Source organism: Vibrio hangzhouensis, from assembly GCF_900107935.1.
Taxonomy (GTDB): Bacteria; Pseudomonadota; Gammaproteobacteria; order Enterobacterales; family Vibrionaceae; genus Vibrio; species Vibrio hangzhouensis.
Genome location: NZ_FNVG01000001.1, coordinates 194,868 through 220,802 on the forward strand (window position 1 = coordinate 194,868; position 25,935 = coordinate 220,802).

20 protein-coding genes are annotated in these 25,935 nt (G+C 46.1%); 19 read left to right on the forward strand and 1 reads right to left on the reverse strand.

The annotated features are described in order from the left end of the window. Positions 1 to 15: 15 nt before the first annotated feature. Positions 16 to 1,215, reverse strand: a complete 1,200-nt coding sequence (locus tag C4S60_RS00865; protein WP_103878427.1) for a thiolase family protein — start codon at positions 1,213 to 1,215, stop codon at positions 16 to 18. Positions 1,216 to 1,381: 166 nt separating this feature from the next. On the opposite strand from C4S60_RS00865, the gene C4S60_RS00870 reads away from it, so the two are divergent. The 19 genes from C4S60_RS00870 (at position 1,382) to C4S60_RS00960 (ending at position 25,932) form a co-directional block, all read left to right on the forward strand. Next, entirely contained in the window at positions 1,382 to 1,759 is a 378-nt protein-coding gene (locus tag C4S60_RS00870) for a MerR family transcriptional regulator (RefSeq protein ID WP_103878428.1), read from the forward strand. A 63-nt stretch (positions 1,760 to 1,822) separates the two neighbouring features. Then, positions 1,823 to 2,992 carry an isovaleryl-CoA dehydrogenase gene (locus tag C4S60_RS00875; RefSeq protein ID WP_103878429.1) on the forward strand — a complete coding sequence of 390 codons (1,170 nt, stop codon included), beginning with the start codon at positions 1,823 to 1,825 and terminating at the stop codon, positions 2,990 to 2,992. A gap of 11 nt (positions 2,993 to 3,003) precedes the next feature. Further along, on the forward strand, positions 3,004 to 4,605 hold the full coding sequence (locus tag C4S60_RS00880) for a carboxyl transferase domain-containing protein (RefSeq protein ID WP_103878430.1): 1,602 nt from the start codon (positions 3,004 to 3,006) through the stop codon (positions 4,603 to 4,605). A gap of 9 nt (positions 4,606 to 4,614) precedes the next feature. Next, positions 4,615 to 5,412: an enoyl-CoA hydratase-related protein gene (locus tag C4S60_RS00885; RefSeq protein ID WP_103878431.1), complete on the forward strand. Its 798-nt coding sequence runs from the start codon at positions 4,615 to 4,617 to the stop codon at positions 5,410 to 5,412. Between the two features lie 31 nt (positions 5,413 to 5,443). After that, entirely contained in the window at positions 5,444 to 6,361 is a 918-nt protein-coding gene (locus C4S60_RS00890) for a hydroxymethylglutaryl-CoA lyase (protein ID WP_103878616.1), read from the forward strand. 145 nt (positions 6,362 to 6,506) lie between these two features. Further along, positions 6,507 to 7,091, forward strand: a complete 585-nt coding sequence (locus C4S60_RS00895) for a Pvc16 family protein (protein ID WP_103878432.1) — start codon at positions 6,507 to 6,509, stop codon at positions 7,089 to 7,091. After that, positions 7,091 to 7,897: a hypothetical protein gene (locus C4S60_RS00900; RefSeq protein WP_103878433.1), complete on the forward strand. Its 807-nt coding sequence runs from the start codon at positions 7,091 to 7,093 to the stop codon at positions 7,895 to 7,897. The genes C4S60_RS00895 and C4S60_RS00900 overlap by 1 nt, the downstream gene beginning before the upstream one ends. 226 nt (positions 7,898 to 8,123) lie before the next feature. Then, positions 8,124 to 9,680, forward strand: coding sequence for a phage tail sheath C-terminal domain-containing protein (locus tag C4S60_RS00905; RefSeq protein ID WP_103878434.1), 1,557 nt, complete (start codon positions 8,124 to 8,126; stop codon positions 9,678 to 9,680). A 73-nt stretch (positions 9,681 to 9,753) separates the two neighbouring features. Further along, entirely contained in the window at positions 9,754 to 10,230 is a 477-nt protein-coding gene (locus tag C4S60_RS00910; protein WP_103878435.1) for a phage tail protein, read from the forward strand. Positions 10,231 to 10,310: 80 nt separating this feature from the next. Continuing rightward, a complete protein-coding gene (locus tag C4S60_RS00915; RefSeq protein ID WP_103878436.1) occupies positions 10,311 to 10,754 on the forward strand; it encodes a phage tail protein in 444 nt (147 codons plus the stop codon). Between the two features lie 23 nt (positions 10,755 to 10,777). Further along, on the forward strand, positions 10,778 to 10,981 hold the full coding sequence (locus tag C4S60_RS00920; RefSeq protein ID WP_103878437.1) for a hypothetical protein: 204 nt from the start codon (positions 10,778 to 10,780) through the stop codon (positions 10,979 to 10,981). 2 nt (positions 10,982 to 10,983) lie between these two features. Next, positions 10,984 to 11,652 (forward strand): CIS tube protein, encoded by a 669-nt coding sequence (locus tag C4S60_RS00925; protein WP_103878438.1) that lies wholly within the window; start codon positions 10,984 to 10,986, stop codon positions 11,650 to 11,652. 9 nt (positions 11,653 to 11,661) lie between these two features. Beyond that, positions 11,662 to 13,455 (forward strand): type VI secretion system tip protein VgrG, encoded by a 1,794-nt coding sequence (vgrG, locus tag C4S60_RS00930; RefSeq protein WP_103878439.1) that lies wholly within the window; start codon positions 11,662 to 11,664, stop codon positions 13,453 to 13,455. 27 nt (positions 13,456 to 13,482) lie between these two features. Beyond that, complete coding sequence (locus C4S60_RS00935) at positions 13,483 to 13,782, forward strand: PAAR domain-containing protein (RefSeq protein WP_103878440.1); 300 nt, start codon at positions 13,483 to 13,485, stop codon at positions 13,780 to 13,782. A gap of 22 nt (positions 13,783 to 13,804) precedes the next feature. Next, on the forward strand, positions 13,805 to 14,254 hold the full coding sequence (locus tag C4S60_RS00940) for a GPW/gp25 family protein (protein ID WP_103878441.1): 450 nt from the start codon (positions 13,805 to 13,807) through the stop codon (positions 14,252 to 14,254). Then, complete coding sequence (locus C4S60_RS00945) at positions 14,251 to 18,324, forward strand: hypothetical protein (RefSeq protein ID WP_103878442.1); 4,074 nt, start codon at positions 14,251 to 14,253, stop codon at positions 18,322 to 18,324. The genes C4S60_RS00940 and C4S60_RS00945 overlap by 4 nt, the downstream gene beginning before the upstream one ends. Positions 18,325 to 18,326: 2 nt before the next feature. Beyond that, entirely contained in the window at positions 18,327 to 19,154 is an 828-nt protein-coding gene (locus tag C4S60_RS00950) for a hypothetical protein (RefSeq protein WP_103878443.1), read from the forward strand. A gap of 2 nt (positions 19,155 to 19,156) precedes the next feature. Then, entirely contained in the window at positions 19,157 to 21,532 is a 2,376-nt protein-coding gene (locus tag C4S60_RS00955) for a hypothetical protein (RefSeq protein ID WP_103878444.1), read from the forward strand. Further along, the gene (locus tag C4S60_RS00960) at positions 21,529 to 25,932 is read left to right on the forward strand and encodes a contractile injection system tape measure protein (RefSeq protein WP_103878445.1); all 4,404 of its coding nucleotides are present in this window, start codon (positions 21,529 to 21,531) and stop codon (positions 25,930 to 25,932) included. The genes C4S60_RS00955 and C4S60_RS00960 overlap by 4 nt, the downstream gene beginning before the upstream one ends. Positions 25,933 to 25,935: the final 3 nt, after the last annotated feature.

Genomic DNA, 25,935 nt, shown 5'->3' on the forward strand with positions numbered 1-25,935 from the left:
ACTTTGTCCTTTTGTTTAAACCGGAATCTCTATAGCAAGAGCGGTCGCTTCACCTCCGCCAATGCACAAGGCCGCAATGCCCCTTAAAGGCCTGTCTCCGTGGGAACGATCGGACTTCTGAGACATCAGACTGTGAATCAGAGTCACCAAGATCCTTGCGCCACTCGCTCCTATGGGGTGACCCAAAGCACAAGCGCCACCATTTACGTTAACTTTGACTGGATCAAGATTTAGCTGCTGCATGGCGATTTTGGTAACGACAGCAAATGCTTCGTTGATTTCCCATCCATCGACCTGTTGTGCACTCCAACCCACCTTATCTAGCAGGTCGTGAATCGCATTAACCGGTGCCAGAGTAAATTCAGAGGGCTTTCTCGCTGCGGTTGTTTGTCCTTTGATCTTAGCCAAAGGCTCCAATCCCATAGACAAGGCCATTTGCTTCTCCATCAGGATTAACGCGGCGGCTCCATCTGAGATGGCACTTGAGTTGGCAGCAGTAATGCTGCCATCTGGCCTGAATGCAGGTTTCAGGCGAGGGATCTTCTCAATGTTGATTGATTGTGGGAGTTCATCTGCCTCTAACAAAACAGTGTTGTCCACAGAAATCGGACACACTTCCGCTTCAAAAGCACCGCGTAATTGGGCCGTCATAGCACGCTGCGCCGACAGGACAGCCCACTCATCCATTTGCTCTCGACTAAACCCCAACTGGTCAGCAATCTGTTGGCCATAAACCCCCATGAGATGACCTTCATAAGCGTCTTGTAAACCATCCAGAAACATATGGTCATAACAGGTGCTGTGACCGATTCGAATCCCTTCTCGTGCCTTAGGTAATAGATATGGCGCATTAGTCATGCTCTCCATACCACCAGCGATCACACAGTTCATCTCCCCCGATTGAATCAGGGTCGAAGCTAGCATCACTGTCTTCATTCCTGAGCCACACACTTTGTTAATTGTGGTACAGGGTATTGAGTCCGGTAGCCCTGCTCCCAAGGCTGCCTGTCTGGCGGGAGCCTGTCTACAACCCGCCGTCAGTACGCACCCCATAAGCACTTCATCCACTAATGCTGCGTCAATAGCCGTTATGCCCATAACGGCTGAGATGACCGTACTGCCAAGTGCAGTAGCCCCGACTGGTGTTAATTTGCCCTGAAACTTTCCTATGGGAGTACGCTTAGCGGCAACAATCCAGACTTCACGTTGGCTCATTTCTTTCCCCACTAATTCCTTGACGTTTGTGTAAGCATAGCACTAACATTTACGTAAACGTAAAGAAACAAGTTGCTAACTTGTCAAATTTCCTTTACTCACCTTCTTGATAGGCAGTGGTCGAGTGAAGCATGACAAAGCCCAACAATTCGGAGAGCAGTAACCGATGGACACTTTTAAGATCAGCGATCTCGCCAAAGAATTTGATATTACAACCCGAAGTATCCGGTTTTATGAAGATGAAGGGCTGTTGCAGCCTGAACGCAAAGGAACAATGCGTATCTACCATCGCAGAGACAAGGTACGCCTGAAACTGATTCTAAGGGGCAAACGTCTGGGCTTTGCTTTAGCAGAAATCCGTGAACTGTTTGAGCTATACGACACCCATCAGGGGGATAGCCAACTAACCAAAATGCTAAAGATCATCGACGAGAAGGAAGCCGTATTGAAGCGCCAGCTCGAAGACATCAATACGTTACTGGAAGACTTATCCGTTGCCAGAAGGCGCTGTGAAGATGCGCTGGGACACAAAAAAGCAAGTTAACGATTTAACGCTGCCAGGCTAACGGAGCAGAAGTAGAGTTTCTTCCAGTTGAAGGGAGGTTCTATGACTAACCAATACACACCACTTAACTTTGGGCTCGACGAGTCCATTAACCTGCTTCGTGAACATGTTAGCGGCTTTGCCCGCGAGTACATTGCGCCGATCGCTTCGACAATAGATGCGAACAATGCCTTTCCCAACGAGCTCTGGCCCCAACTTGGCGAAATCGGGCTTTTAGGTGTTACGGTATCTGAGCAATATGGCGGAGCCGGAATGGGCTATCTGGCTCATGTCGTTGCACTTGAAGAAATCAGCAGAGCATCAGCCTCCGTGGCGTTAAGTTATGGTGCCCACTCTAACCTTTGCGTTAACCAGATATTTTGTAATGGCAACGATGCGCAGCGAGCTCGCTACCTGCCGAAGCTCGTCGATGGCTCTCACATTGGTGCTTTGGCGATGAGTGAAGCAAACGCAGGTTCTGATGTCGTCAGCATGCAACTAAGAGCTGAGCGCTTTGACGATCATTTCCTATTAAACGGATGCAAAATGTGGATCACCAACGGCCCTGATGCCGATATTCTGGTGGTGTACGCAAAAACTGACCCTAATGCAGCGCAACACGGGATCACAGCCTTTATCATTGAAAAGCAGTTTGACGGATTCAGTCACGCCCAGAAACTCGACAAACTCGGCATGCGTGGTTCAAATACCTGTGAACTGGTTTTTCAAAACTGTAAAGTCCCTATCGATAACGTACTTGGTGAAGTCAATAAGGGGATTGAAGTGCTTATGAGCGGCCTCGACTATGAACGTGTCGTTCTGGCAGCTGGCCCTCTTGGTATCATGCAGGCATGCCTCGATCTCGTTATCCCTTATGTTCACGAAAGAAAACAATTTGGACGTGCGATTGGCGAGTTTCAGTTAGTTCAGGCCAAACTTGCTGACATGTACACCCGTTGCAACGCTGCACGCGCCTACCTGTATGCTGTGGCAAGCGCATGTGACCGAGGTCAAATAACCCGAAAAGATTCTGCAGGAGTCATACTTTACACGGCTGAACTAGCGACTCAAATGGCACTCGATGCCATCCAGTTGCTGGGAGGAAACGGATATATCAACGAGTTTCCCGCTGGTCGTCTACTCAGAGATGCAAAACTGTATGAAATTGGCGCTGGAACCTCGGAAATCAGACGTATGCTCATCGGCCGAGAACTGTTTGATGAATCCAATTAATCGGGGGAGCCATGGGCAAATTAGTCAGTAAAATAAAACCTCAATCAGAGCTGTACATTAATAATCAGTCTGCCATGAATGCATTGGTCGCTGATTTGGAAGCCAATGCTGCCCAAATCGAGCAAGGTGGGGGTGAAAAGGCCATTGCCAGACAGCGCGCCAAAGGCAAACTTCCTGTCAGGGAACGCATTAATGCCTTACTGGATAACAATTCAGCTTTTCTAGAAATCGCTAAGTTCGCAGCGTTCAAAGTATATGACGACGATGTCCCTTGCGCTGGTGTCGTGGCGGGCATTGGTTATGTCTCCGGCATCATGTGCATGATCATAGCTAATGATCCATCCGTAAAAGGCGGAACATACTACCCCCTAACCGTTAAAAAACATCTGCGAGCCCAGGAAATCGCCTCTCGCTGTCAGTTACCCTGCATATACCTGGTGGATTCAGGTGGTGCCAACTTGCCTCATCAGGCAGAGGTATTTCCAGATAAAGAACACTTCGGGCGAATCTTCTTTAATCAAGCTCGTATGTCAGCTAAGGGCATTCCGCAAATAGCGGTGGTGCTAGGTCTGTGCACCGCTGGCGGAGCCTATGTACCCGCCATGGCTGATGTGTCCATCATGGTCAGGCAACAAAGCACGATTTTTCTTGCTGGCCCACCACTGGTCAGAGCGGCCACGGGGGAACAAGTCACCGACGAGGAGCTTGGCGGTGCAGACGTGCATTGTAAGAAGTCGGGCGTCGCCGACTACTGCGCAACCGACGAAAAAGATGCTCTGGTTTTGGCCCGGCAAGCCGTAGCCAATTGTAATGTGAGTTCGCCCTTGCTTACTGCCTCCTCCGTTGAACCTTGCTACGATCCTGCCGAAATCTACGGGGTGGTAAATGCAGATCTACGGTTATCATTTGATGTTCGTGAGATAATTGCACGTATCGTCGATGGTTCAGAGTTTGATGAGTTTAAAGCCCTGTTTGGCATTACACTCGTCTGTGGTTTTGCCCGAATTAACGGTCACCTGATCGGTATCGTCGCCAATAACGGCATTCTTTTCTCCGAGTCTGCACAAAAAGGAGCGCATTTTATAGAGCTATGTGCCAAGAGAAAGATACCGCTACTGTTTTTGCAAAACATCACCGGATTTATGGTCGGCAAACAGTATGAAGAAGGCGGCATTGCGAAACACGGAGCCAAGTTAGTCATGGCGGTCTCTTGTGCCGATGTCCCTAAATTTACCATTATTATTGGCGGCTCTTACGGCGCGGGTAACTATGGAATGTGTGGCCGCGCATATGACCCAACCATGATGTGGATGTGGCCCAATGCCCGCATTTCTGTCATGGGAGGGCTACAGGCAGCCAACGTACTCGCTCAGGTGAAAAGAGACGTCAAGAGCCGAACTAACGAGCACTGGTCAAGAGAAGATGAGGCGACTTACAAGCAAAGTATTATCCAACGTTACGACACCGAGGGCCATCCTTACTATGCCAGCGCAAGGTTATGGGATGATGGAATTATCGACCCAAAAGAGACACGCAACGTGCTATCTCAGGCGTTAAATGCGGTGGCAGGTGCCTCTATCCCGGATAGTGAGTTTGGCATATTCAGGATGTAAGGAGCCATCATGGAAACAGACAAACCTGTACTCATCAGCGTCGATCACCTAGGTATTGCTACCATCACCTTGAATCGGCCAGAGAAAGGAAATGCATTTGATGATCGCATCATTTCATTACTGTTGACCGCATTGAGCAATCTCGCCAATAACCCAGAGGTTCGCTGCTTAGTCTTAACAGGAAGCGGTAAGCACTTTTGTTCTGGTGCGGATTTAGCCTGGATGAAGTCGATGGCGAGTAAAAGCGAAATCGAAAATCTTGAGGATGCCAAACGCTTAGCTCACTTAATGCGTTGCCTTGATACCTTACCGATACCTACAATTTCAGTGGTCCAGGGAGCGGCCTACGGAGGTGCGCTTGGTTTGCTGTGTTGCAGTGATATGGTTATTGCCCAAACAGACAGTCAGTTTTGTCTTAGTGAAGTCAAGCTTGGGCTAGTGCCTGCTACCATCTGCCCGTATGTGGTCAGAACCTTGGGTGCACGCCACGCTCGTCGTTTTATGTTAACGGCCGAAATCATTCCAGCACAACGCGCTTTGGAACTAGGTTTGGTACATGAACTTCTCGACGCCGAAGCGATTGAAGGGTATCTGAGCAAAATCACAAAACGCATTTGTCACAATGGCCCTGTCGCTCTTCAAACAACCAAAGCATTAATTCACCACTGTCACCAGCATACTATTGATGGAACACTCTCTACATTGACCAGTGAGGTCATTGCTAAAGCCCGAGTCTCCCCTGAAGGACAAGAAGGAATCCGCGCTTTTTTCAGCAAAACTAAGCCAGACTGGGTCACTAAGGAGTGAGGCTGTGGTCATCGATTCTGTAGCAGCATCAATTCTACTCCCCCAGAAAGTTAATATTGTGGAGGTAGGGGCACGAGACGGGCTGCAAAATGAAGCCTCCGTATCTTTGAAAACAAAGGTCGCATTAATCAATGCCCTTTCAATTTCAGGCTTGCGACATATTGAAGCAGGGGCGTTTGTGTCTCCCAAACGAGTGCCACAAATGGCGGATTCCGCCGAAGTCCTCAAACAAATCACTCGTCACAAGGGCGTGACCTACTCTGCCCTGACACCAAATGTTCAGGGACTGGAAGCGGCCATTTCCGCAGGCGCATCTGAAGTCGCCGTGTTCGCCTCCTGTTCCGAGTCCTTCAGTCAACGCAATATTCATTGTTCAATAGCAGAGAGCATTAACCGTTTTGTGCCTGTTATCAACGCGGCGAACACCGCTGGGCTGAGAGTTCGGGGCTACCTTTCCTGTGTCGCAGACTGCCCCTATGATGGCGCCACTTCCCCCGCACAAGTCGCTGCCATTGCTAGTGAGCTCAGAAACCTGGGCTGCTATCAGATCTCACTTGGAGATACGATAGGTACCGGAACACCGTTAAGAATTGCTCGCATGTTAGAGCATGTCTCAAAGGGCATCAGTTTTGATCAGCTTGCGGTTCACTTTCACGATACCTACGGCCAAGCGCTTGCCAATATTTATCAGGCTCTCACTATGGGCGTTAACACCATCGACAGTAGCGTAGCAGGCTTGGGAGGATGTCCTTACGCAGCAGGCGCGTCAGGTAACGTCGCCACAGAAGAAGTGCTCTTTCTTTGTGAAGGATTAGGCATTGAAACCGGTGTAGACATCAACGCCATTGCCCGCGCAGGTTGGCAGGTATGTCAACAATTAAATAGAACACCAGTTTCTAAAGTGTCACAAGCATTACGCAACGCCTACCTAGAAAATATATCGAAATAAATCCAGCCGGTTAACTTTCTATAAATCCTATAAAGATCAATAGGTTCAATTTATATATATTTCTAATAATAACGACTTTCTATAACCAGAGCACCATTCCAATAAAATTAAGCTAAACTAAAGTTCAAACGAGTGAGGGAACACTATGTTAGATAGCTGTCTTAAATACCTTTGTGAGCGTATGAACCAGTCAATAAATGCAACATTCGAATTATCCGACAACCTTATTGTTGTCGCCTGCCCCTCTAACAATAATAAGGAAGATGTTAATAGCAATGAAAACAAAGTCCTTATTTTTATTAGTGGGATTGAGAAAGATCCCTTTTCAAAGAATAGCAATAGAGGTGCGTACCCCACCCAGCAGAAAACAGCAATGACAAGTAAACCACTCTATCTCGCTATTTCTGTAGTGGTTGCAGCGAATTTCACAGCTACCAACTATAGCGATGGATTAAAAATTTTGTCTCACCTCCTCGCATTTTGTAATAGAAACCCATTATTTACACGACAAAATTCTCCGGACCTCCCTGAGTTCGTTGAACAAATAGGGCTTGAAATGGAGACCCTTTCGGAAGGCGAACTCAGTCATATGTGGAGTATGCTAGGGTCAAACTACCTTCCCTCCTGTGTCTATCAAGTGCGAATTGTTATCCCTGATTCCGATACATTACTCCGACAAGCTGGACAACTTAACCTAGTTAAATCTAACCTGGTCAAAGAGGATAAATAATGGCCCGTTACACAAATTATTTGGCAATTTCAGTTAACCACCGTTACTTCGAGGACAGTGGCAAGACAATTCCGATAGAGGTGAAACCCACCGACACGACTGCCCATTGGCTCCAGCAGTACCATATGTTTCTTAAACCGACATCGAGCGGGATCTGCATCATCGCTGATCTAGATATGCTCGAGAGTATTCCTCCCCCTGATGAACCAGTAAACTTGATATTCAAGATATTCAGTGGTGACGTCTTTTTCCGTAACTATACCGAGATACCAGTCAATAGGGAGTTATGTTTTGCTTTGTTTGAATTTAATGACTATCGTTCATCTGCCCAAATAGCCTCTCCTAAACACTGGCTAAACTCTCAGGACATTTTTGACAGTAACTATCGCCATTCTATTTCCGAGTTTGAACTAAGCCATAAGTTAGTCGGAGTTGTTAATATTGAGTTATCTCGATCGCATTTTTACGATAAAAATAAAAGCTATACTTTAGACTTCCCAAACATTTCGGCTTTTTGGCAGTACTACGTCCCCACTATAAACCCCATTTCCGATTATCAAATTCTTGATAAAACTGGAAAGTACAACTTCGAAAATATTGGCGAAGAGATGCTTAGCAATCGACGATACGTAATTTATCGTTCCAGTATAGCTTTACCAGTGACACTGAGGTCCGATCTATCCTTTCAACTCAGAAATAACCACAAAATTGTTTATCGCAGACTCGCTAACGCCACCCCTGAGCATATAGAAATTACACAAATAGACGAAGAAAAACATCGACTGTGCCATATTTATTTACCTTAGAGGTTATTGATAAAAATATAACAAAATCAGCGCATTAATATGAAAATCATCACCTTGACAGCCCAAATGACACCATCTATACCTAAACTAAAGTTAATGCTTAGCTTTTTTTTTACTACATTAGTATTAGCAACATGCCTCGCTATGACAGCAGTACTGAGTGATGTCATTCTCAGCAAATTGCGAGCATTCGGTCACCATTCAATCTAACCAAAAGGATTTAACTATGGGTGTGATGAAAACACCAGGCGTTTATATCGTTGAGAAAAACGCCTTCCCCAATTCTGTTGTCGAGGTTGCTACTGCCGTTCCGGCGTTTATTGGCTATACACAGAAAGCGGTTAATGGCGGAAAGTCACTGAGTAATGTTCCTTGGCGAATCACTTCTATGTCTGAGTTCCGTCAGTATTTCGGTGGAGCACCTCTGCCAACTTTTGAAATCAGCGAAGCTGAAGAAGGTCCGGAGGCACAAGTTGACTTTCGTCAGCAAGACACAGCCTATCAGATCAAGCAATCGAACAATCGCTACACACTTTATCATAACATGTTATTTTTCTTCCAAAATGGCGGCGGTCCCTGCTACATAGTTTCTGTCGGTAGCTACCAGGATGATATCGCTCCTGACAAGCTCAAAGGAGGCATAGATCCGCTGATTAAAGAGCCTGAAGCAACCATGTTAGTCATTCCTGAAAGTGTGCAGTTGGCAGAGGATGACTGCATTAATGTACAGCAAGCCATGCTAGGGCATTGCGGTGGCAAGATGAAAAACCGGGTGGCCATTCTCGATATTTGGGAAGGTTTTAAAGACAGGCAAGCCTCTAGCGGTGATTGCGTAGAGAATTTCCGCTCGAAACTAGGTATTAATTACCTGGACTATGCATCAGCTTACTACCCTTGGCTTGATACCTCTATCGTTCAGGATAGTGATGTTAGTTTTCACAATATTAGTAACTTAGATAAGCTTTCTGAATTATTAACAAATGAAGTGAATAGCGCATTCAAGGATTTGGAAGGTCTTTCAGAGGACGAACTGAAAAGTGGTGGCAACAAGCTACGAGCAACCCGAAAACAGCAGATGCTTGATGAGATCGCCAAGTTAGCAAATACCGATTTATCCGACCAGGAGCAAGTCTTGGTTGATAAAGTATTACAAACGATGAGCCCGCTTTACCAAACCATCATGAGCGAGGTGAAACATCAACAAAATATCCTGCCACCCGCTGCCGCCATGGCCGGCATTTATACCATGGTAGACAACTCTCGAGGAGTATGGAAAGCACCAGCCAATGTGAGTCTGAACGCCGTCATCGCCCCTACCGTCAACATCAGCGACGATGAACAGGAAGATCTCAATGTGACCACCCAAGGTAAATCCATTAACGCAATTCGCCCCTTTGTAGGTGAAGGTACTTTAGTTTGGGGCGGACGTACGCTTGATGGTAACAGCCTCGACTGGCGCTACATTAACGTTCGCCGCACTATGATCATGCTAGAAGAATCGATAAAGCTTGCCTCCAAGGCTTATGTGTTTGAGCCAAATGTCGCCAGTACCTGGGTTTCAATGGAAAGCATGATCAGCAACTTCCTATACGGAATCTGGAAACGTGGAGGGTTGGCGGGTGCCGCACCTGCTGAAGCGTATAGCGTTAGCGTGGGTCTCGGGAAAACCATGACTGGCGATGACATCCTAGAGGGCATTTTGAGGATCACTGTTCTTGTGGCGATCACTCGCCCTGCAGAGTTCATTGAAATTACGTTCCAGCAGAAAATGCAAGAATCATAGTCCCTAAGTTTTAAGCATAGAGGGCATTTCGCTGTAGTCCTTCGTTACTAATTAATTGTAAAAGGAGACAACCATGGCAGATGATGGTTCAGCTCAAACAGAAACCGTATGGCCGATGCCTAAATTTCATTTTGAAGTGAAATGGGATGGTGGTGCCGGAGCCGATGCAAAGATGGTTGCAGCATTTCAAGAGATTTCCGGTCTGGATACTGAAGCACAACCCATCGAATATCGAGCCGGTAATAGCAAGGTATTCTCAACCGTTAAAATGCCAGGCATTGTAAAAACCAGTAATGTCACTTTGAAAAAAGGTATTTTCAAAAGTGACAATAAATTTTACGACTGGTACAGCAAGATCAAGATGAACACTATTGCTCGCACGGCTGTCACCATCAATCTACTTGATGAAGGTGGCTCCCCAGTAATGAGCTGGAAATTGAAGAATGCCTGGCCAACCAAGGTTTCCGGAACCGATTTGAAATCGGACGGCAATGAAGTCGCCGTAGAGACTATCGAACTTGCTCATGAAGGGTTGGAGATTTCGACCTAACTATAGACACCTGGCCACCTTCTACTCGGTGGCCAGGCCGGAAATTTTGAGCACACACTGGACATGGGAACTGATACAGCATGGAAGATGAATGGCCCCTACCTGCTTTTTATTTCAGCGTAGTAATCGGAAACAACAAGGACGACTCTGCATTTCAGGAAGTTTCTGGTCTGGAAGCACAAATCGAGACGGATGAATATCGAGAAGGCGGCAATAATCTCGTCTACCATCTGCCCAAGTCGATCAAGCATTCAAACCTTTTACTGAAAAGAGGGATAGCGGAGTCAGGTTCTGCGCTGGTCAAGTGGTGTCAGGATATTGTCGGGGCACAACTATCCAAAGCAATTGTACCGAAAACTGTATCTGTCCGACTACTTGATAATTCAGGATCTCCCTGTCGAGTATGGGTATTGTACAACGCCTACCCAGTCAAGTGGCGAGTTGAAGGCTTTAGCTCTACCAAAAATGAAGTGGCCATTGAAGAAATCGAACTCTGCTACAGCAGAGCCAGCCGAACAAAATAAAGGGTGAAGAGGTAATTCTGTTTATGCCTATCGAAATTAAGCAAATGTCCATTCGCTCTAATGTAACGACTGAGAAAGAAACGACGTCTAAACAACAAGAGCACAGCTGCGACGATTCAAGTAACAACGGTAATACATTATCTAACTATACAGTGCAACACACCGCTCAATTTCAATCAATTAAGTGGGTGCATAGAAAGCTGCAACAGGAAGTCAGAGAACGTTAAACATGGTAGACAAACTCAAGATTGAGTCGATCGCAGCATCCGGTAACGCTGCCACAACCTTTGTAGCGATGCTAAACCCGAATTCCATTAAGCATGGCTTCGGCATTGGGTATACCGACGACCCTTGCAAGCACCAACAAGCACAGGGGGATATCGCTCCCACCGTTCAATTTCAGGGATATCAAAGTGAAAAGCTTGATTTCGAAATTATGATCGATGCAACGGGTGTGGTTGAGTACAAAAAAGGTAAGTCAGTTCAGGACCAGCTTACTCTGCTAAAGAAAGTCGCTTACGCGTACAATGGCAAGCAACATGAGCCAAACCCAGTAAAAATAAGTTGGGGAACAACCCTCAGTTTTCGTGGACGACTCACTTCCATGGCGGTGGCATACGTGTTGTTTGATTCTAGTGGCGTGCCATTAAGAGCAACGGTTAGTCTGAGCTTCACACAATTTCTCACCGAAAAAGAAAAAGAAGCACTAGCCAAGAAATCCTCTCCGGACCTTACGCACCATGTCATTTTCAAAGCAGGAGACACTCTTCCTGGATTATGTCATCAAATATATAACGACAGCTCTTACTACCCCAAGGTTGCGGCTTTTAACAAGCTGCCCAGTATCCGCAATATCAATCCGGGCACCCGGCTGTATTTCCCACCATTGAGTCAATAACGAGGTCATATGGCAGAGTCTCCTATCTCCACCAACAGCGGCGTTACCTCATTTAGCATTAAGGCGAATGGGAACACGATAGACAGCAAAATAGGTGTGTTGGCTATCGACGTGTTTTATCAAGTTAACCATATCGCTTACGCAGAGATTTCGTTGAACGACGGCAATGTAGCAGCACAAACGTTCACAAACAGTTCTGGTGAGACGTTTAAACCTGGCTCTGTTATTACGATTGATGCTGGCTACAGCGGCAAAGAAGAAACCATATTTGAGGGTGTCGTAACCGGACATGCCATCCGCATCACTGATGACAATCTCTCTACCTTACAAATCAGTTGCAAAGATCAAGCGATCGCTATGACGATATCCCGACATAGTCAAAGCTATCTGCAAAAAAGCGATAGCGACATTGTCAGCTCCCTTATTAATAAGTATTCAAACGTTACCAATAAAAACGTCGAAAAAACCACACAAGAGCATGATGAACTCGTCCAGTTTCACTGCAGTGACTGGGATTTTATGCTGACCCGAGCAGAAGCAAATGGACTAGTTGTGGTGAATCTACAAAATACACTCAAGATCGCATCCCCTTCAGTCTCCGACCCTGCTGCACTCGTAGTTACCTACGGCACAGACCTCATCAACCTGTCTGCAGAAGTCGATGCACGCTCACAATTAAGCAAAGTCACGACCACCGCCTGGGATCCGAGCCAACAAAAAATGCTCACCGGACAATCCCCCGTAGCTTCAATTTCCAAGCAAGGGAATTTTGGCGCTCAAGAACTGGCCAAAGTATTGTCGATCGATGACTATCGTATGCAGACTTCCGCCGCATACACACAGGAAAGCCTCACTAACTGGGCCAAAGGGCAAAGGACAAAGTCTTTACTGTCTAAGGTACGAGGGACCGTTACTTTTCAAGGAAACGCAAAAGCGAAAATTGACACTTTGATTGAGCTAGCTGGTGTTGGTGACAGATTTAACGGCTCTCATTATGTAGGAGCCGTTCACCACAGAATCGACCGTGGACAATGGTTGACCACTGTCGACCTTGGTTTGTCCCCCATGTGGTCTACTGAACACCGAGATCTCGGCGCGCCACCGGCCTGTGGCTGGTTACCGCCTGTTGATGGTTTGCAAATTGGAGTTGTAAAGAAACTGGATAGCGACCCCCAAAGTCAATATCGAGTTCAGGTTGAAGTTCCCGCTTTAGGCGATGACAGTAACCTACTGTGGGCAAGGCTTTGTTCTTATTACGCTACTAATCAGAGTGGCAATTTCTTCATACCTGAAATAGAAGACGAAGTTGTTCTGGGTTACTTAAACCAGGACCCAAGTCAGCCAATCATACTTGGGAGCCTGTTCAGTAGCAAAAAAGCCATGCCATATGACCTCACGGCAGACAACAACACCAAAGCAATCGTCACCAGGAGCAAACTTAAAGTAGAGTTTGATGACAAGGATAAAGTAGTCACGATTACTACGCCTGGAAACAACAGCATTACCATCAGCGACAAGGATAAATCTATCAAACTTGCTGACCAGAACAGCAACATCATCGAAATGAATGAAAGCGGAATCAAACTCGACTCTCCCAAGAACATTACTATCTCAGCCAAGGGAGATATCTCTTTGAAGTCAACAGGCAGCACGAACATACAGGCCCAATCAGACGTGGCCATTAAAGGGCTCAATGTGAGTGCCGAGGCGCAAACGGGCCTCACAGCGAAAGGATCCGCAACCGCTGAGCTCTCCGCTTCCGGAATGACGACCATTAAGGGTGGAATGGTAAAGATCAACTAATCCGCTAAATAAGAAAAGGAATCAACAATGCCATTTGCTGCAAGAATTACGGATATGCATGTATGCCCAATGGTCACTCCGGGGCTACCTCCGGTCCCACATGTGGGCGGGCCTGTCATAGGTCCCGGGATACCAACCGTGTTAATAGGTAGCATTCCAGCATCCGTCGTGGGTGATATGTGCACCTGTGTTGGCCCTCCATCAACCATAGTGACAGGCTCGATGACGGTTATGATTGGAGGCAAACCCGCAGCACGAATGGGTGATACCACTAACCATGGTGGCAATGTCGCTATGGGCTGCCCGACCGTCATGATCGGCGGTTAATATTTCTACAAGGAAGTGAGTTATGGACAGAGACAGCGGATTTCTGGGAACAGGTTGGGCATTTCCCCCTAGTTTTTCATACGACGATCGTAGTGCCGCTCTTTGCAAAAATGAAGTGGACATCAGGCAAAGTCTGACCATCCTGTTATCGACAGCACCGGGCGAACGCATTATGCACCCTGATTTTGGTTGTGGTATTAATCGGTTTGTCTTCGCTGAACTTACCAAAACAACCCTGACTGAAATGGAATATGAAATTCGTCAGGCTGTGCTGTTGTTTGAATCACGTATTGACCTCGAGATGATCACGCTCACGCCGGATTCAGTAGCAGGCAAAATTGTCATTGATTTGCACTACAACATCATCACAACAAACACACGTGACAATATGGTTTACCCATTTTATCTCCAGGAGGGCACTCTCATTGCTCCCGAACTTATGCCCGTATTCGAGACTGGAGAAGGTTCATGACCTATCAAAGTGAAAGGCGTAATCGAGCACTTGAAACTGGATTTTTCCGGCCATATGAGTTGAGTTTTCAACAACTCATTATCTGGGCAAAAAAATTTGCCGGACTGATTCCGTACCGAAATAAGGAGGCTGCCTTTGATGGGGACTGGAGCGTTATGTTTGAGCGTAACGAACTCGTTGTGTGTGCCGCCGTACTGAGCACTGACGAGACTGAGTTAAAAAAACAATTTAAGCGCAGTTTTATTATCGGAGAACAGGAAGGCCTTGCATATATTCTTCATCTTTTCAATCTGTTAGATAGCTGGTATCAAAATCTACCTAGCTCTCCGGCATTAAGTCATGATCTTAAGTTGAGTCTTCTGGGCCACTACCAGACTGAGTTGTGTAAACCGCTAGCGCATCTGTACCAATGCACACCAAAAAACTTACATTCTCAGTTTGAACACTTAGACTCACTTTGGCAATTACCCGATCATACACTGACAGAACATACTGTCACTGCATCATCCAGTATCCATGAAGAATCTCTACACTGCTTTTCTAAGATACTATCGGTTATTAGTGACCTGAAGCAAGAATGTCGAGAAACATTCGATAAGTCGCAGCACCATGGAGAGCATCCACCTCAAATCGCCCTTTATCTGGCTTTTTTGAAACTGTTTGAACGTGCACAATTAAAAATAAATGAGTTTACAGATAAGCACTTACAGTTTTACTACCGCGATGTACTCGCTCAAAAACCGCTGCTGGCTCCGGAGGAACCGATATACCTTAAGTTGACCCAAAACAAGGCAAGTAACACCGCTGTGTTCATAGGCAAAGACCACATCTTTACACCAGGTAACACTACGACATTCGAGCCAATAATATATCGCAGCGCCTATTCAATGGAGATAACAGACGCTGAAATCGACCGGGTATTCAATTTAACATTTCGTAGAAATCCACTCATTTCTCCCGAAACTGAACTCGGATTGATCTCCGGAGTTAGCCAGCACAAAGCGTCGGCAACACCAGAACCGTCTGAGGGCAAAAGTAAACAAACTAAATCATTTGAAATTTTTGGACACAGCGCCAACCTCGACGAAAGTCAAAGCCAGCAAATGGGGTTAATTATTTCTGATCCACTTTTTTCGCTGGAGAACGGCTTCCGGGAGCTTACATTACAATTCGAACTGCAGGAAGTCGGCAGTAGCCAGTTGTATCAGCGCTTATCTGAATTTTATCTACAGTATGTCGCCGACACGCAATCGACAACGATTGAAATCCAGCCCGATGATAATGGTCGTCAGCTTGCCGATGATGCCATCGAGTTAGTCGTTAACGAGATCATTCAACTGCAAGCATCCGTCTTGGGTGATTGGCTTTATAACATTCCCATGGGGAGGTTACTAGCTAAGGTCAATTCCTCCGAACTTGTTGCCAGGATTGATGAAGATGCGACACTGCAGACCAGAGAGGCTTACCGCTGTGTTTTATTGGCGCTTCTGGATGACATCGCCAACAATCCTTCACCTGAAGCTTCGACCACATCCCAAAAAGAATGTTTTTTCAAGATACTGGGGCAACTAGTGGTGCGCTATGCCCTGACAACAGGAGAGTGGTTAACGTCAGAAGACAAGAACAAAATTTTCTCTCTGACTCAAACATTGATTAACCAAAAAACCATAGACGAAACAGTCGAAGACACGCTGGCGTTGTTGCTAAACCACTCACGCATCCATACATTCTATCAGCTGTTCGAAAATGCTTTTGAGGCATACCTCTCTACCGAACAAGGTTGGGAAATGGCAGACCACGCTCAATTCGTCCCTATTGAGAACAATACGAACCACCAAATGGGGGGCGAACTCAATCTTCGCCTTGAGCCTGGTTTCCCCAAAACTGCCGCACTCGGTCCTGATGTCCACAATAGTGAGGGAGCGTTCAAAGATCCGGCGATCAAGCTAAGTTTGAAGGCCCAAAGTAACTGTTTCGCCTATAGCGTGTTCAGCGGATTTGAGTTTTCGGGACTCAGAATGGCGTGCAATGTCAGTGGTGTCACTCAGTTACAACTATTCAACCAAGACGGGCAAGCTGATCCCAGTCAGCCGTTTTTTCCACTGGGAGCTCAACCAAACGAAGGCTCCTACCTGGTCATTGCAGGCAAGGAATTGGCCTCCAAGCCACTTCGACACCTGGACGTTAATCTGGAGTGGAGTGGATTACCCGGCAACTGTGATGGTTTTAGATCACACTACGCTGAATATTCATATGATTATAGTAACCACAGTTTCAAGGTAACCGCTGAAGTCCTTAATAATGGGGGATGGGAAAAAATTGGTCAGCATCAACATACCTTGTTTTCACCAAAAACTGGTCCACTCGAGCGCAACGTCACATTATCCTTCGGCTCTGTTCGCAACAGTTACACTCCGAATCGTCATGATTGGCCCGCTCTTCCTTACGGACCTCAGTCGAGTATACGCAACGGACTGTTTAAAATTACACTAAGCGCCCCATCAACCGCATTTGGACACAATGAGTATGGGCTGGTTTTAAGTAAGACCCTTTCCCAGAACGTCAAGGCGAAGAATCAACAGCCCCTACCCAAGGCGCCTTACACGCCTAAGCTCAATCGAATATCTGTGAGTTATAGCGCACTACAAGCCATAGATCTGGGAGACATGTCCGCCAAAAACCAATGTCGCATTGTTCACCTTCATCCATTTGGGTCAGTCGATATCTATCCGCGAAATAACAAACACAAATTTGCATATCCACGCCTGCTTCCCCAATATGCTGAAGACGGTCACTTAATGGTTGGCATTAAAGGTGCAGAACTGTCCGGTTACCTCAATTTGTACTTTCTTCTCAATGATGACTCAAAACTCCTCACTCCCTATCCGTCTTCAGAATCTCAGTGGTATTACCTGGTGGGTGATCATTGGCTACCGCTCCCGGCCAAGCACATTATTCACGATACCACTCACGGTTTCTTAACATCGGGGATTATAACTTTAGATATTCCTGAAAGAATCGACACTGTGCACAATGTTATGCCCTCAGGTTTATTCTGGATAAGGGTAAGTACAAATAGGGGCATCAACCTGTATCCGAAGTGCCACCAGATTGCGACTCACGTCATTCAGGTAACAGGCGAAATGCAATCTGATTCAACTTTAAGCGACTTTGCTACATGGCAAAGCTTACCGATGCCCGCTAATTTGGGTGCCATCACACAACTCACTCCTTTCGCACACCAAAATACAAAAGAAACACACAAACAGTGGGTCATTAGAACCAGTGAACTATTACGTCATAAAGGAAAAGCCATTACTCCATGGGACTACGAACGGCTGGTACTACAGCAGTTCCCTGAGGTTGATTCGGCAACCTGTTTTCCTGCAAGACGGTATAACTCCGGCGTACCCTGCCCTGGAAAGGTTTTGATCACGGTAATACCAAAAGAGCGTTTATGCGAACACAACCCATGCAAATTTCGGCGTTTGGATTCCGCCACACTCATGAAAATAAGAGATTACTTAGCGCATATTGCTCGTTCACACTCTCGTATTGAAGTACGCAACGCAGGCTACGAAACGATTCAGATTCGCTGCTCCGTAACATTTTTAGAAGGAGTACATCACGGCCTGGCGATCCGTCGACTCGAATATGCGGTCATGGAAGCACTTTGTCCATGGAATCCAGAAGGAATGAATCAGGGTTTAGGCTGGGAACTCTCTTTGACAAAATTGTCTGCGTTCATCCGAAAACAGGACAACGTGACCAACGTCAGTGGGCTATCTGTGTTGAAGATAAGCCATCTTACAACCAACCACTATGAACTTCAGGATAGCGCACGCAATGACGAACCAATCAAAGCACAGTTGCCCTGGTACATTCTTGTTCCAGCTGCACACCACTTCATTACCATTGCGCCTGCAAGTCAAAGACCAGCACCCGTACCGGCTGGTGTGGGTAATTTGGTTATTGGTGAGCAATTTATTATTGACGAGACTCCTACTCCGGGTCTGTCACGAAAGTCATCAGGACAGACCTCCTCGACACAAAATAAAGGGGCGGACTAATCATGCCAAAACGTAACCGAAGTACCCTTAAAAACTTTTTCCTTCCTGGAACGATGCCGTCATCGGAGCATTTTTCTGACCTTATCGATTCCTGCGTCAATCAGGTAGAGGATGGATTCGAAAAACCACCCGCGACGGGTTTACAGCTCACCGCACTCGATCAGGAACACTTACTAAGTTTCTACCAGCAAAGTGACCGTGATACTGCACTTTGGCATCTGGGTTTGGACGCTAAAAGCACCAACCTGCACTTCAGAGCCAACCAAAACTCTAATATCACGGACGACGGCAGCTCTAATGGGCCGAGAACAAACTTAACGCTTACACCACAAGGATGCGTCGGCATTAACACCGATACACCAAAACACGCCCTTGATATCCACGGCACAATTTCGTCCCAAGGACGTTTCGGAACCGAAACCATCGATACTCTTATCCCAGCAGACGGTGAATGGCATGACATCACCGACAGCTTCGAGGGCTGTCAGATGTTAGAGGTGGTTGCAGGTGTTGGCATAAGACACACGGGGCGTTATGCCATGATCCACGCCATTGCCATCAATACTTGCGCTCCCAGTCACTGGTGGTGGCAGTGGAGAAAAAAGAATCCCATAAAAGCACAGCATGCCTTCTTCCGCTCCCCCGCCGACAAACTAAAACTTCGTTGGCTTCACGAGACAGAAAAAGGAACGGAAAGGCCGTATAAGCTGCAAATTCGGACCAATACCAGTTACGGAGACAATCGCTACATCCGCTATCACATCACCAAACTTTGGAACGATGACTATATGGCGAGTTGTGAGATATCCCAAGAGGATAAACCGGCCTGATAATGTCTGTGACCATATCTAAGCAAGAACATAACAATGACCCGGATAGGTTCGAACGCCTGTTCCAGTTGGGTATTACCTACATCCAGCAATTAAGCGGCAAAGTATGGACAGATTACAACACCCATGACCCGGGTATCACCATTCTCGAACAGGTCTGTTTTGCGCTCACTGACATCATGTATCGTAGCGATTTCGCCATTAACGATCTGCTAGCTGACGACCATGGAAACATCAATTACCATCAATATGGCTTAGCAACTGCTCCAGACATTCTGTCTGCGCCCCCACAACAACCGGAAGAGTATCAAGCATATATTGCTCGGTCAGTACCACAGCTGGAACAGATATGGTTCCATACCAATAAGCGGACACCGCATGCTGGACTGTACGACGCATCAGGTATACTGCAGCGCTTCTATCGTCGCCAGCAACAATCCTCTCGGGGAAATGATGGACAGTCGCTTTCGATGAAAGGGCAACAAGACAAAGCGAAACAGAACCTTATAGAAACGTATCACCGGGTTAGGGGCTTGGCTGAAGACCTGCAAAGCATCACGATAATGGGCGAATCAGCGATCCATCTCATCGCGTCAATTCAGATTAGCAATGACAACACAGAACCTAATCAGTTAGCCGCCCAAATTTATCAGCAAGCTGCGCAATGGCTAAGGCATCGCTCAGGGAGTGACGTTCACGAACTGTATGATATTCTGCTTAGTTATGATGGTGTACAACAAATCAACGAACTCGGTTTCGCCATTGTTCATGATGGCATTGATGGACAAACACCCGTCTCAGATTTTCCTGAGCATGCCAGCCTTATCGTCCCCGAAACCCAGTCGGACATTCTGCTGACGCTAATACAGAACCAAAATAAAGTTCAGCTCGATGCCGCTGACGTCGCTATCCAAATCGATCGACTTTTTCAGCAATACCCATCCGGAAATCAATCCCCCGTTATCGGGCCGGTTTTGCCAACGGGTACACACCGTGACCTCAGTCAATATGAATCGATACAAACTCTGTTTCCACGCAACTATCAACTTGCTGTAAGAAACAGCTTCAACAGAAACGTGCATTCTCTATCTCAGCGTCATCAACTGCGCAGTTATCTACTGTTGTTCGACCAATTAATGGCCAATTTCTGTGAGGATCTTAATCAATTACCAGCGCTGTTTTCTACATACGTCAACCATCAGTCAAGTTACCACAGCGCTATACTTGACCAACTACGGTTTAATGGTATCGACGAACATTACCCTCCAAATGCAAAGAAACGCCTGAACAAATTACAAGCAGAATTTGATGACTTCCCGGAGAGGAAAAATCGAGTCTATGATTATTTGATCGCTCTCTATGGCGAACATTTCCCAGATCGTTTCCATCGTACATTCAGTCCGTATTTCCCAGAGCATGACATCGACTGGCAATTACTCGCATTAAAACAGAATTTCATTGTCAATATCACAACAGTTACCAACCGACGTGGACTGGGCGACAACCTATTTTACGCGCATCATACTGGAGGATATGCTCAACGTCTGATCTCCCTGCTTGGTTTGAAGGTTCATACTGGTGATTCTGACGGTTCTGGTCTCAATATCAGCGAATACCTCCTCAATGTAGTTACGGATGAAAACTACATTCAAAGTGATATCGGAAAGAAAGCAATGTTTGAACTGCACTCCACGGTTCTTCCCCACTTTGAACCCTTGCCAGAAAGACCGAAAGGCCTTGCCCTCTCTGCTCAACAAAAGCGTCAACTTCGAGCTTCCGTCTACGCACTAAGCTCTCAAACATTACCCGAGTCTTTACTTCAGTACGGGATTGATAATCAGCGCTATCAAGTACTCACTCAATCCAAAGCGGGCGATTACCGACTCTTTTTTGATATGGGCAGTCATCATCAGCAACGCTGGTTATATATTGGTCGCTACAGTCAAAAACAAAAGCTGGAACGTTATTGTCATTGGTTGCAGTGCTGGCTGATCGAACTGAACCAGCACTCTGAAACCCTATATGTTGTTGAGCCAATTATGCTCAGACAACCTAAGACCGACCTGTCATCGCTTGCTAATACTGTGTACATCGTTCTACCAGGATTCACTGCTCGTCACTGTGACGTGATGTTTCGTCAGCAAGCCGAGCAGATTATCCGCGCAAACACACCCGCTCACCTTTCCATTCAGGTACTTTGGCTTGATTTTTACGCATTCTATGAATTTGAAAATCACTATCACACATGGAGAAAGCAAAAAGCACTCGCGCTTCAAAAGCCGAACAGTACAAACACAAAACATTGCGACGCAGTGGCTAACAACCTGTCTGAATTTCTAAGTAAACCTGAGGTAAGCAGTGAGGTGTTAATTCTATGAACAACACGCCAAGATTTGCCGAATACAATCGACAACAACAGCATGCAATAAGAAACGCAGAGTTCGAAATCAGTTTTGACTCGGCCAAAACCGCTGATCAATTCGAACTAAAGGTTTTCCAATGGCTATCTCAAGAACTATTTCCATCCATAGATGAAATGCTAAGTAAGCACTGCTCGGCTAATACCGTGATATCCATTGACAAGCTCAACATTGATATAGGTGATGTCGAAGAGGCTGAGCTTTACCCTGTGTTGCGTGACCGCATTATTCAGAGCGTGTATCAGGCAGTTTTTGAACGGACCCGTCCAGAGAATAACGAGCTAAGACAGCCTTCTTTCCCGGAGCCAACAAGTCGCCCTAAGGCACTGACTCAAAAACTCATTGATTACCGTTGGAACCAAGCCTGGAACTTCATTGTATCCGGCCAGTTACGCTGGCCTCAACAGGTCAAGGCGCAATTATCTGAAACCGGCTTAATCGAACTATTGCTCGATAATCCCAAAAGGATTGATAGTGCTCTTAACCAAGCTCAAAATCGTGACATTCTCTGTCTCAGGCTTGCGTTGCAATTACCGCCCGTAGCACTGGCCAAACTGCTACCAAAGCTAAACACCGTCAACCGCTGCACACTGATACTCGTCTTGCTGCAAAGGCCAGTCGATATTAATTCATCGTTGGGCAAAATACTCTCTAAGCACTGGCAAGACCTCTTGGACAAGGCATTAACGCAAAGGAGTTTGTCTGAATTACTTCCACACTGGGAAAAACTGTTTACTGTTTATGGTTCACAGTTACTGAAGGTGATTTATAAACACTCAAAAGAGGCTCACCTACCCTTATTGCTGGTCCAGTCTCTCAACAATGACGAGCGATTAAACTTACTCAATCAATTAGAGCCGACCGAATATCCGTTTTTGAAACAACTGCTCAATTGCCCTCAGCTCTGGCTCGGTACAAGTGTCACCTGTCCATTAACAACGTCTCATCTAGGAACGGTATCTACTTCTGTGACGGTGAAGCAACATCTATGGCTTTTTACCTTTCACTTCGTTCTGGTTGAGCGTGGTAGTCGTTTTAACAAGCAACAATATATGACTAGCCTTTTGGTTCGTATGGCATCGCTTTCCAACGGAGACTTGTCGGTACTCATCAATGACCTTCAAGTCTCTCTGAATGCCGTACCCTCTGACAGTGCCCTGCGACAGCAAATGGCAGAACTATTAAGTGTCATTCATTCCCAATTGAGCCAACAAGATCCATCAACCGACCCTGCCATTTACAAACGGTCAAATGATGTATTCTGGATGGTGCATCAATTTATAAACGCCAAGGCTAATCACACAGCCATCATTCAGTTGGAAAAAGTACTCACAGACCCGGCATTATTGCAGCAATTTGAATGGTATTTCGCAACGACTCCCATGCTTCGACAGCGTCTATGGGAACAACTTTCACACACCTCACTGAGAAACCTTATAAAGGTTTTATCTAATTACCCTAGTGACTTTAACAGCGTCACACAGCATAAAAAGAATACACAAGGACTCAAAGTCGAGTGGGATCAGCTTGCCATAAAATACTACGCCAAAGGTAATCCATCGATATCGTCACCCCCTTTGGCTTCACTGCTTCTTGTCCTGCAACACGGTGATGAACAAAGCTTACTGCAAGTACTACCTAAATATTACTCACCGCTCAGAAATGCTTTGCTTTGGATAGGACAACTGGCGTCAGTGAGGCAACACTGGGCTGAGCACTATTCCGACTCGACACTGTTTCACTTTACCGAATCTATTGAGCCCAGAGCACTGAAAACGGTGCAATTGGTGATGTCCCAGCGCACACACTTCGGTGACGCCATTCAATCTAAAACAACATCAACAAGGTTAACCAACGCAGCAATACGCCAAAGCGTTTGGCAGTTTACACTCAGCTATTTGATTTTGGACAGAGGCAGTGAGTTTAATCGAAGAAGCTACCTCTTAGCACTGACCCACCAAATGGCGTCAAGGAGAAATGTCCATCATGATGAACTTGTGCAATCCATCATGACCGCCTTGAAAGCACAGAAAGATCACCCACTTTTTGATTCATTATCGGCCCTGCTGCCCGAGGTTATTGATGGTCACCGTTCTTTTCCTGAGCATGAGAGCCCTACCTTGATATCTCTCAATCACGTGGAGCGAAATCAGGTTCTGTATTTTGTATTTGATGAACCGTCTATCCCCGTGGCGGTCTTTGTCACTTTGATCACTGCTGACCCGGTTCAATGGAAACGATTAATCAAGCAAGACATCCCTGGTATAGAATCTCAGCGATTGAGCTCGTCGATTCTCAAGCTGTCTCAAATGAACACGGTTCGCAAACGCTGGACCCAGCGATTTGATACAAATACCCTTCTGCAACTTTTAACGCTAGCCAACCACCATCTTGCATCTAAAGTTAACGTCCTATTTGACCTGTCTCTATTGCTGTTCGAGTCCCTTAAACACTGCACTTCGTCATCATTGCATCAAACTCATTCAACAGTCATTGAGCATCTATGGAATTGGCTCTTTTTAAGCGCTCCACATTGGCAAGCTCGTCAAGTAAGTTCCGAAGAGCTAGCCAAGTGGTATATCCACGAGTTAGCCGAACACCATAGGATCAATATCAACAACCTGCGCACCACAATATTAGCCCTCTCAAGGCGACGTGACCTAGCGTGTTCTAGCACAACTCAGCAAAACTTAATCGTCAACATAGGTAGAAAGCTCAATGCGAATTCTGAAATAGAATTGTCGAAGTTAATTAATGACCTACAGAATAGTAACAAAAAACTCGAGTTGGTTGATGGGCAGATCACGCAACTACTCGCCTGGATATCAAAACCTTCATCACCAGATCATAAGCGATGGCTAAAGGGAGACGTGGATTCAATACAACGGATGATTGCATCTTTGAGTCCGGGGAAAGTTTCGAGAGTAACGCCCTATTTGCCCGTCGTTAGTTATCTCACCACTAATCTGGATATTTCTGTTCAATGGCTCTATCAAACAGTGCTGTCATCGACTCCGCCTAATGACATCAATGACTGGGTCTCCCTACTCATGCGCAAGCTTACTTCTGCGCGTCCGAACTGTTCTGAACGACATCATTTGACACAATTACACTCGCTGATAAACCAGGCCAACCCAGGACTATTTTCCTCTAATCCACAACATCTTTGGTTAACGGCAACTAAAACTAAAAATGAGGCCATTGCCACCATTAGCCACTGGCTCCAGCGACAAGAGGAGACGTCTCACCCGGATGAGGTTGCATTCGCCATCTCCCATCATCACACTGCGTTGTGGCATCAGCTTTCTGTCGACCTGCTCAATAAAGAGTCATTACTTCATTGGATTCGTAACCTAAATGGACAACTTCACATCCGCTTTGTTGGTGGAAAATATTCTGAACTCACACCTGTTATCGTCGAGCTTTATCATTCGCTATGCACATGGTCTGGCAATAATAAACAGCTTATAACTGCGTTCTGGGGCCTGATCTATCAACGATGTCTTATCAAGGGGTTTTCAGGTAACTATACCGATCTGCTAGCTACTATTCTCAAAGATCTGATGCAAAACTCGTTGATAGCTCGTAACCTTCAGGCAAATCAGCCACAGGAGGCGTTAACGGAACTTAGCGCCTTGTTTGGTTTGACTAATCAGTCACCACTACGCCTCTTAATTGATGACATTGTGAGTCGAAAATCCACATTGGTAAATATTAAACCTGAGCCACCCACTAAACTCGATCTTTCTCATCCCGTAGTTCAGCGTCTCAATAATGCCATCGAACCCTTTGACCATAACACCAGTTCTGAACCTATTGTCTGGAAAGACCCAAACCAGCAAGAAGAGAAGGAGTCAGAGCCTATTCTGGTTATGAATTCTGGACTAGTTTTGGCGTCAACCTATATCCCTGTCCTGTTTCAACGATTATCCCTTACTAGCGATCAAGCGTTCACTGCTGGTGAAGCTCAATTACAAGCTATGTTTTGCCTTCAATATCTGACAAATGGCACTAATGCTGCGCCCGAATATTTGCTGATGCTGAATAAGCTTCTTTGTGGAATACCTCTTTCGACACCGATTCCTTCTGAGATTGCTCTACCAAATGGCGCAGACAAGATTATCGAAGGTTTGCTTAACGCCATGATTGGCCACTGGAGTGCGATAGGAAACACAACAGTTGAAGGGCTTAGAACAACGTTTCTGCAACGTGAAGGTCATCTGACAAATCAGGATAAGCACTGGGAACTCAATGTCATACCCGGTACGTTTGATGTCCTATTGGATCAACTTCCGTGGAGCTTCCAGACAATCAAATACCCATGGATGGACAAACCACTGTTTGTCACATGGCGCTAAGGA

Excerpts from the sequence above, each read along its gene's own strand:
- vgrG (WP_103878439.1), top strand. The coding sequence starts at position 11,662 with ATGGCAGAGTCTCCTATCTCCACCAACAGCGGCGTTACCTCATTTAGC.
- C4S60_RS00955 (WP_103878444.1), top strand. The coding sequence starts at position 19,157 with ATGTCTGTGACCATATCTAAGCAAGAACATAACAATGACCCGGATAGG.
- C4S60_RS00870 (WP_103878428.1), top strand. The coding sequence starts at position 1,382 with ATGGACACTTTTAAGATCAGCGATCTCGCCAAAGAATTTGATATTACA.
- C4S60_RS00915 (WP_103878436.1), top strand. The coding sequence starts at position 10,311 with ATGGAAGATGAATGGCCCCTACCTGCTTTTTATTTCAGCGTAGTAATC.
- C4S60_RS00950 (WP_103878443.1), top strand. The coding sequence starts at position 18,327 with ATGCCAAAACGTAACCGAAGTACCCTTAAAAACTTTTTCCTTCCTGGA.
- C4S60_RS00960 (WP_103878445.1), top strand. The coding sequence starts at position 21,529 with ATGAACAACACGCCAAGATTTGCCGAATACAATCGACAACAACAGCAT.
- C4S60_RS00910 (WP_103878435.1), top strand. The coding sequence starts at position 9,754 with ATGGCAGATGATGGTTCAGCTCAAACAGAAACCGTATGGCCGATGCCT.
- C4S60_RS00945 (WP_103878442.1), top strand. The coding sequence starts at position 14,251 with ATGACCTATCAAAGTGAAAGGCGTAATCGAGCACTTGAAACTGGATTT.
- C4S60_RS00925 (WP_103878438.1), top strand. The coding sequence starts at position 10,984 with ATGGTAGACAAACTCAAGATTGAGTCGATCGCAGCATCCGGTAACGCT.
- C4S60_RS00865 (WP_103878427.1), bottom strand. The coding sequence starts at position 1,215 with ATGAGCCAACGTGAAGTCTGGATTGTTGCCGCTAAGCGTACTCCCATA.
- C4S60_RS00920 (WP_103878437.1), top strand. The coding sequence starts at position 10,778 with ATGCCTATCGAAATTAAGCAAATGTCCATTCGCTCTAATGTAACGACT.
- C4S60_RS00895 (WP_103878432.1), top strand. The coding sequence starts at position 6,507 with ATGTTAGATAGCTGTCTTAAATACCTTTGTGAGCGTATGAACCAGTCA.
- C4S60_RS00905 (WP_103878434.1), top strand. The coding sequence starts at position 8,124 with ATGGGTGTGATGAAAACACCAGGCGTTTATATCGTTGAGAAAAACGCC.
- C4S60_RS00885 (WP_103878431.1), top strand. The coding sequence starts at position 4,615 with ATGGAAACAGACAAACCTGTACTCATCAGCGTCGATCACCTAGGTATT.
- C4S60_RS00880 (WP_103878430.1), top strand. The coding sequence starts at position 3,004 with ATGGGCAAATTAGTCAGTAAAATAAAACCTCAATCAGAGCTGTACATT.
- C4S60_RS00900 (WP_103878433.1), top strand. The coding sequence starts at position 7,091 with ATGGCCCGTTACACAAATTATTTGGCAATTTCAGTTAACCACCGTTAC.
- C4S60_RS00940 (WP_103878441.1), top strand. The coding sequence starts at position 13,805 with ATGGACAGAGACAGCGGATTTCTGGGAACAGGTTGGGCATTTCCCCCT.
- C4S60_RS00875 (WP_103878429.1), top strand. The coding sequence starts at position 1,823 with ATGACTAACCAATACACACCACTTAACTTTGGGCTCGACGAGTCCATT.
- C4S60_RS00935 (WP_103878440.1), top strand. The coding sequence starts at position 13,483 with ATGCCATTTGCTGCAAGAATTACGGATATGCATGTATGCCCAATGGTC.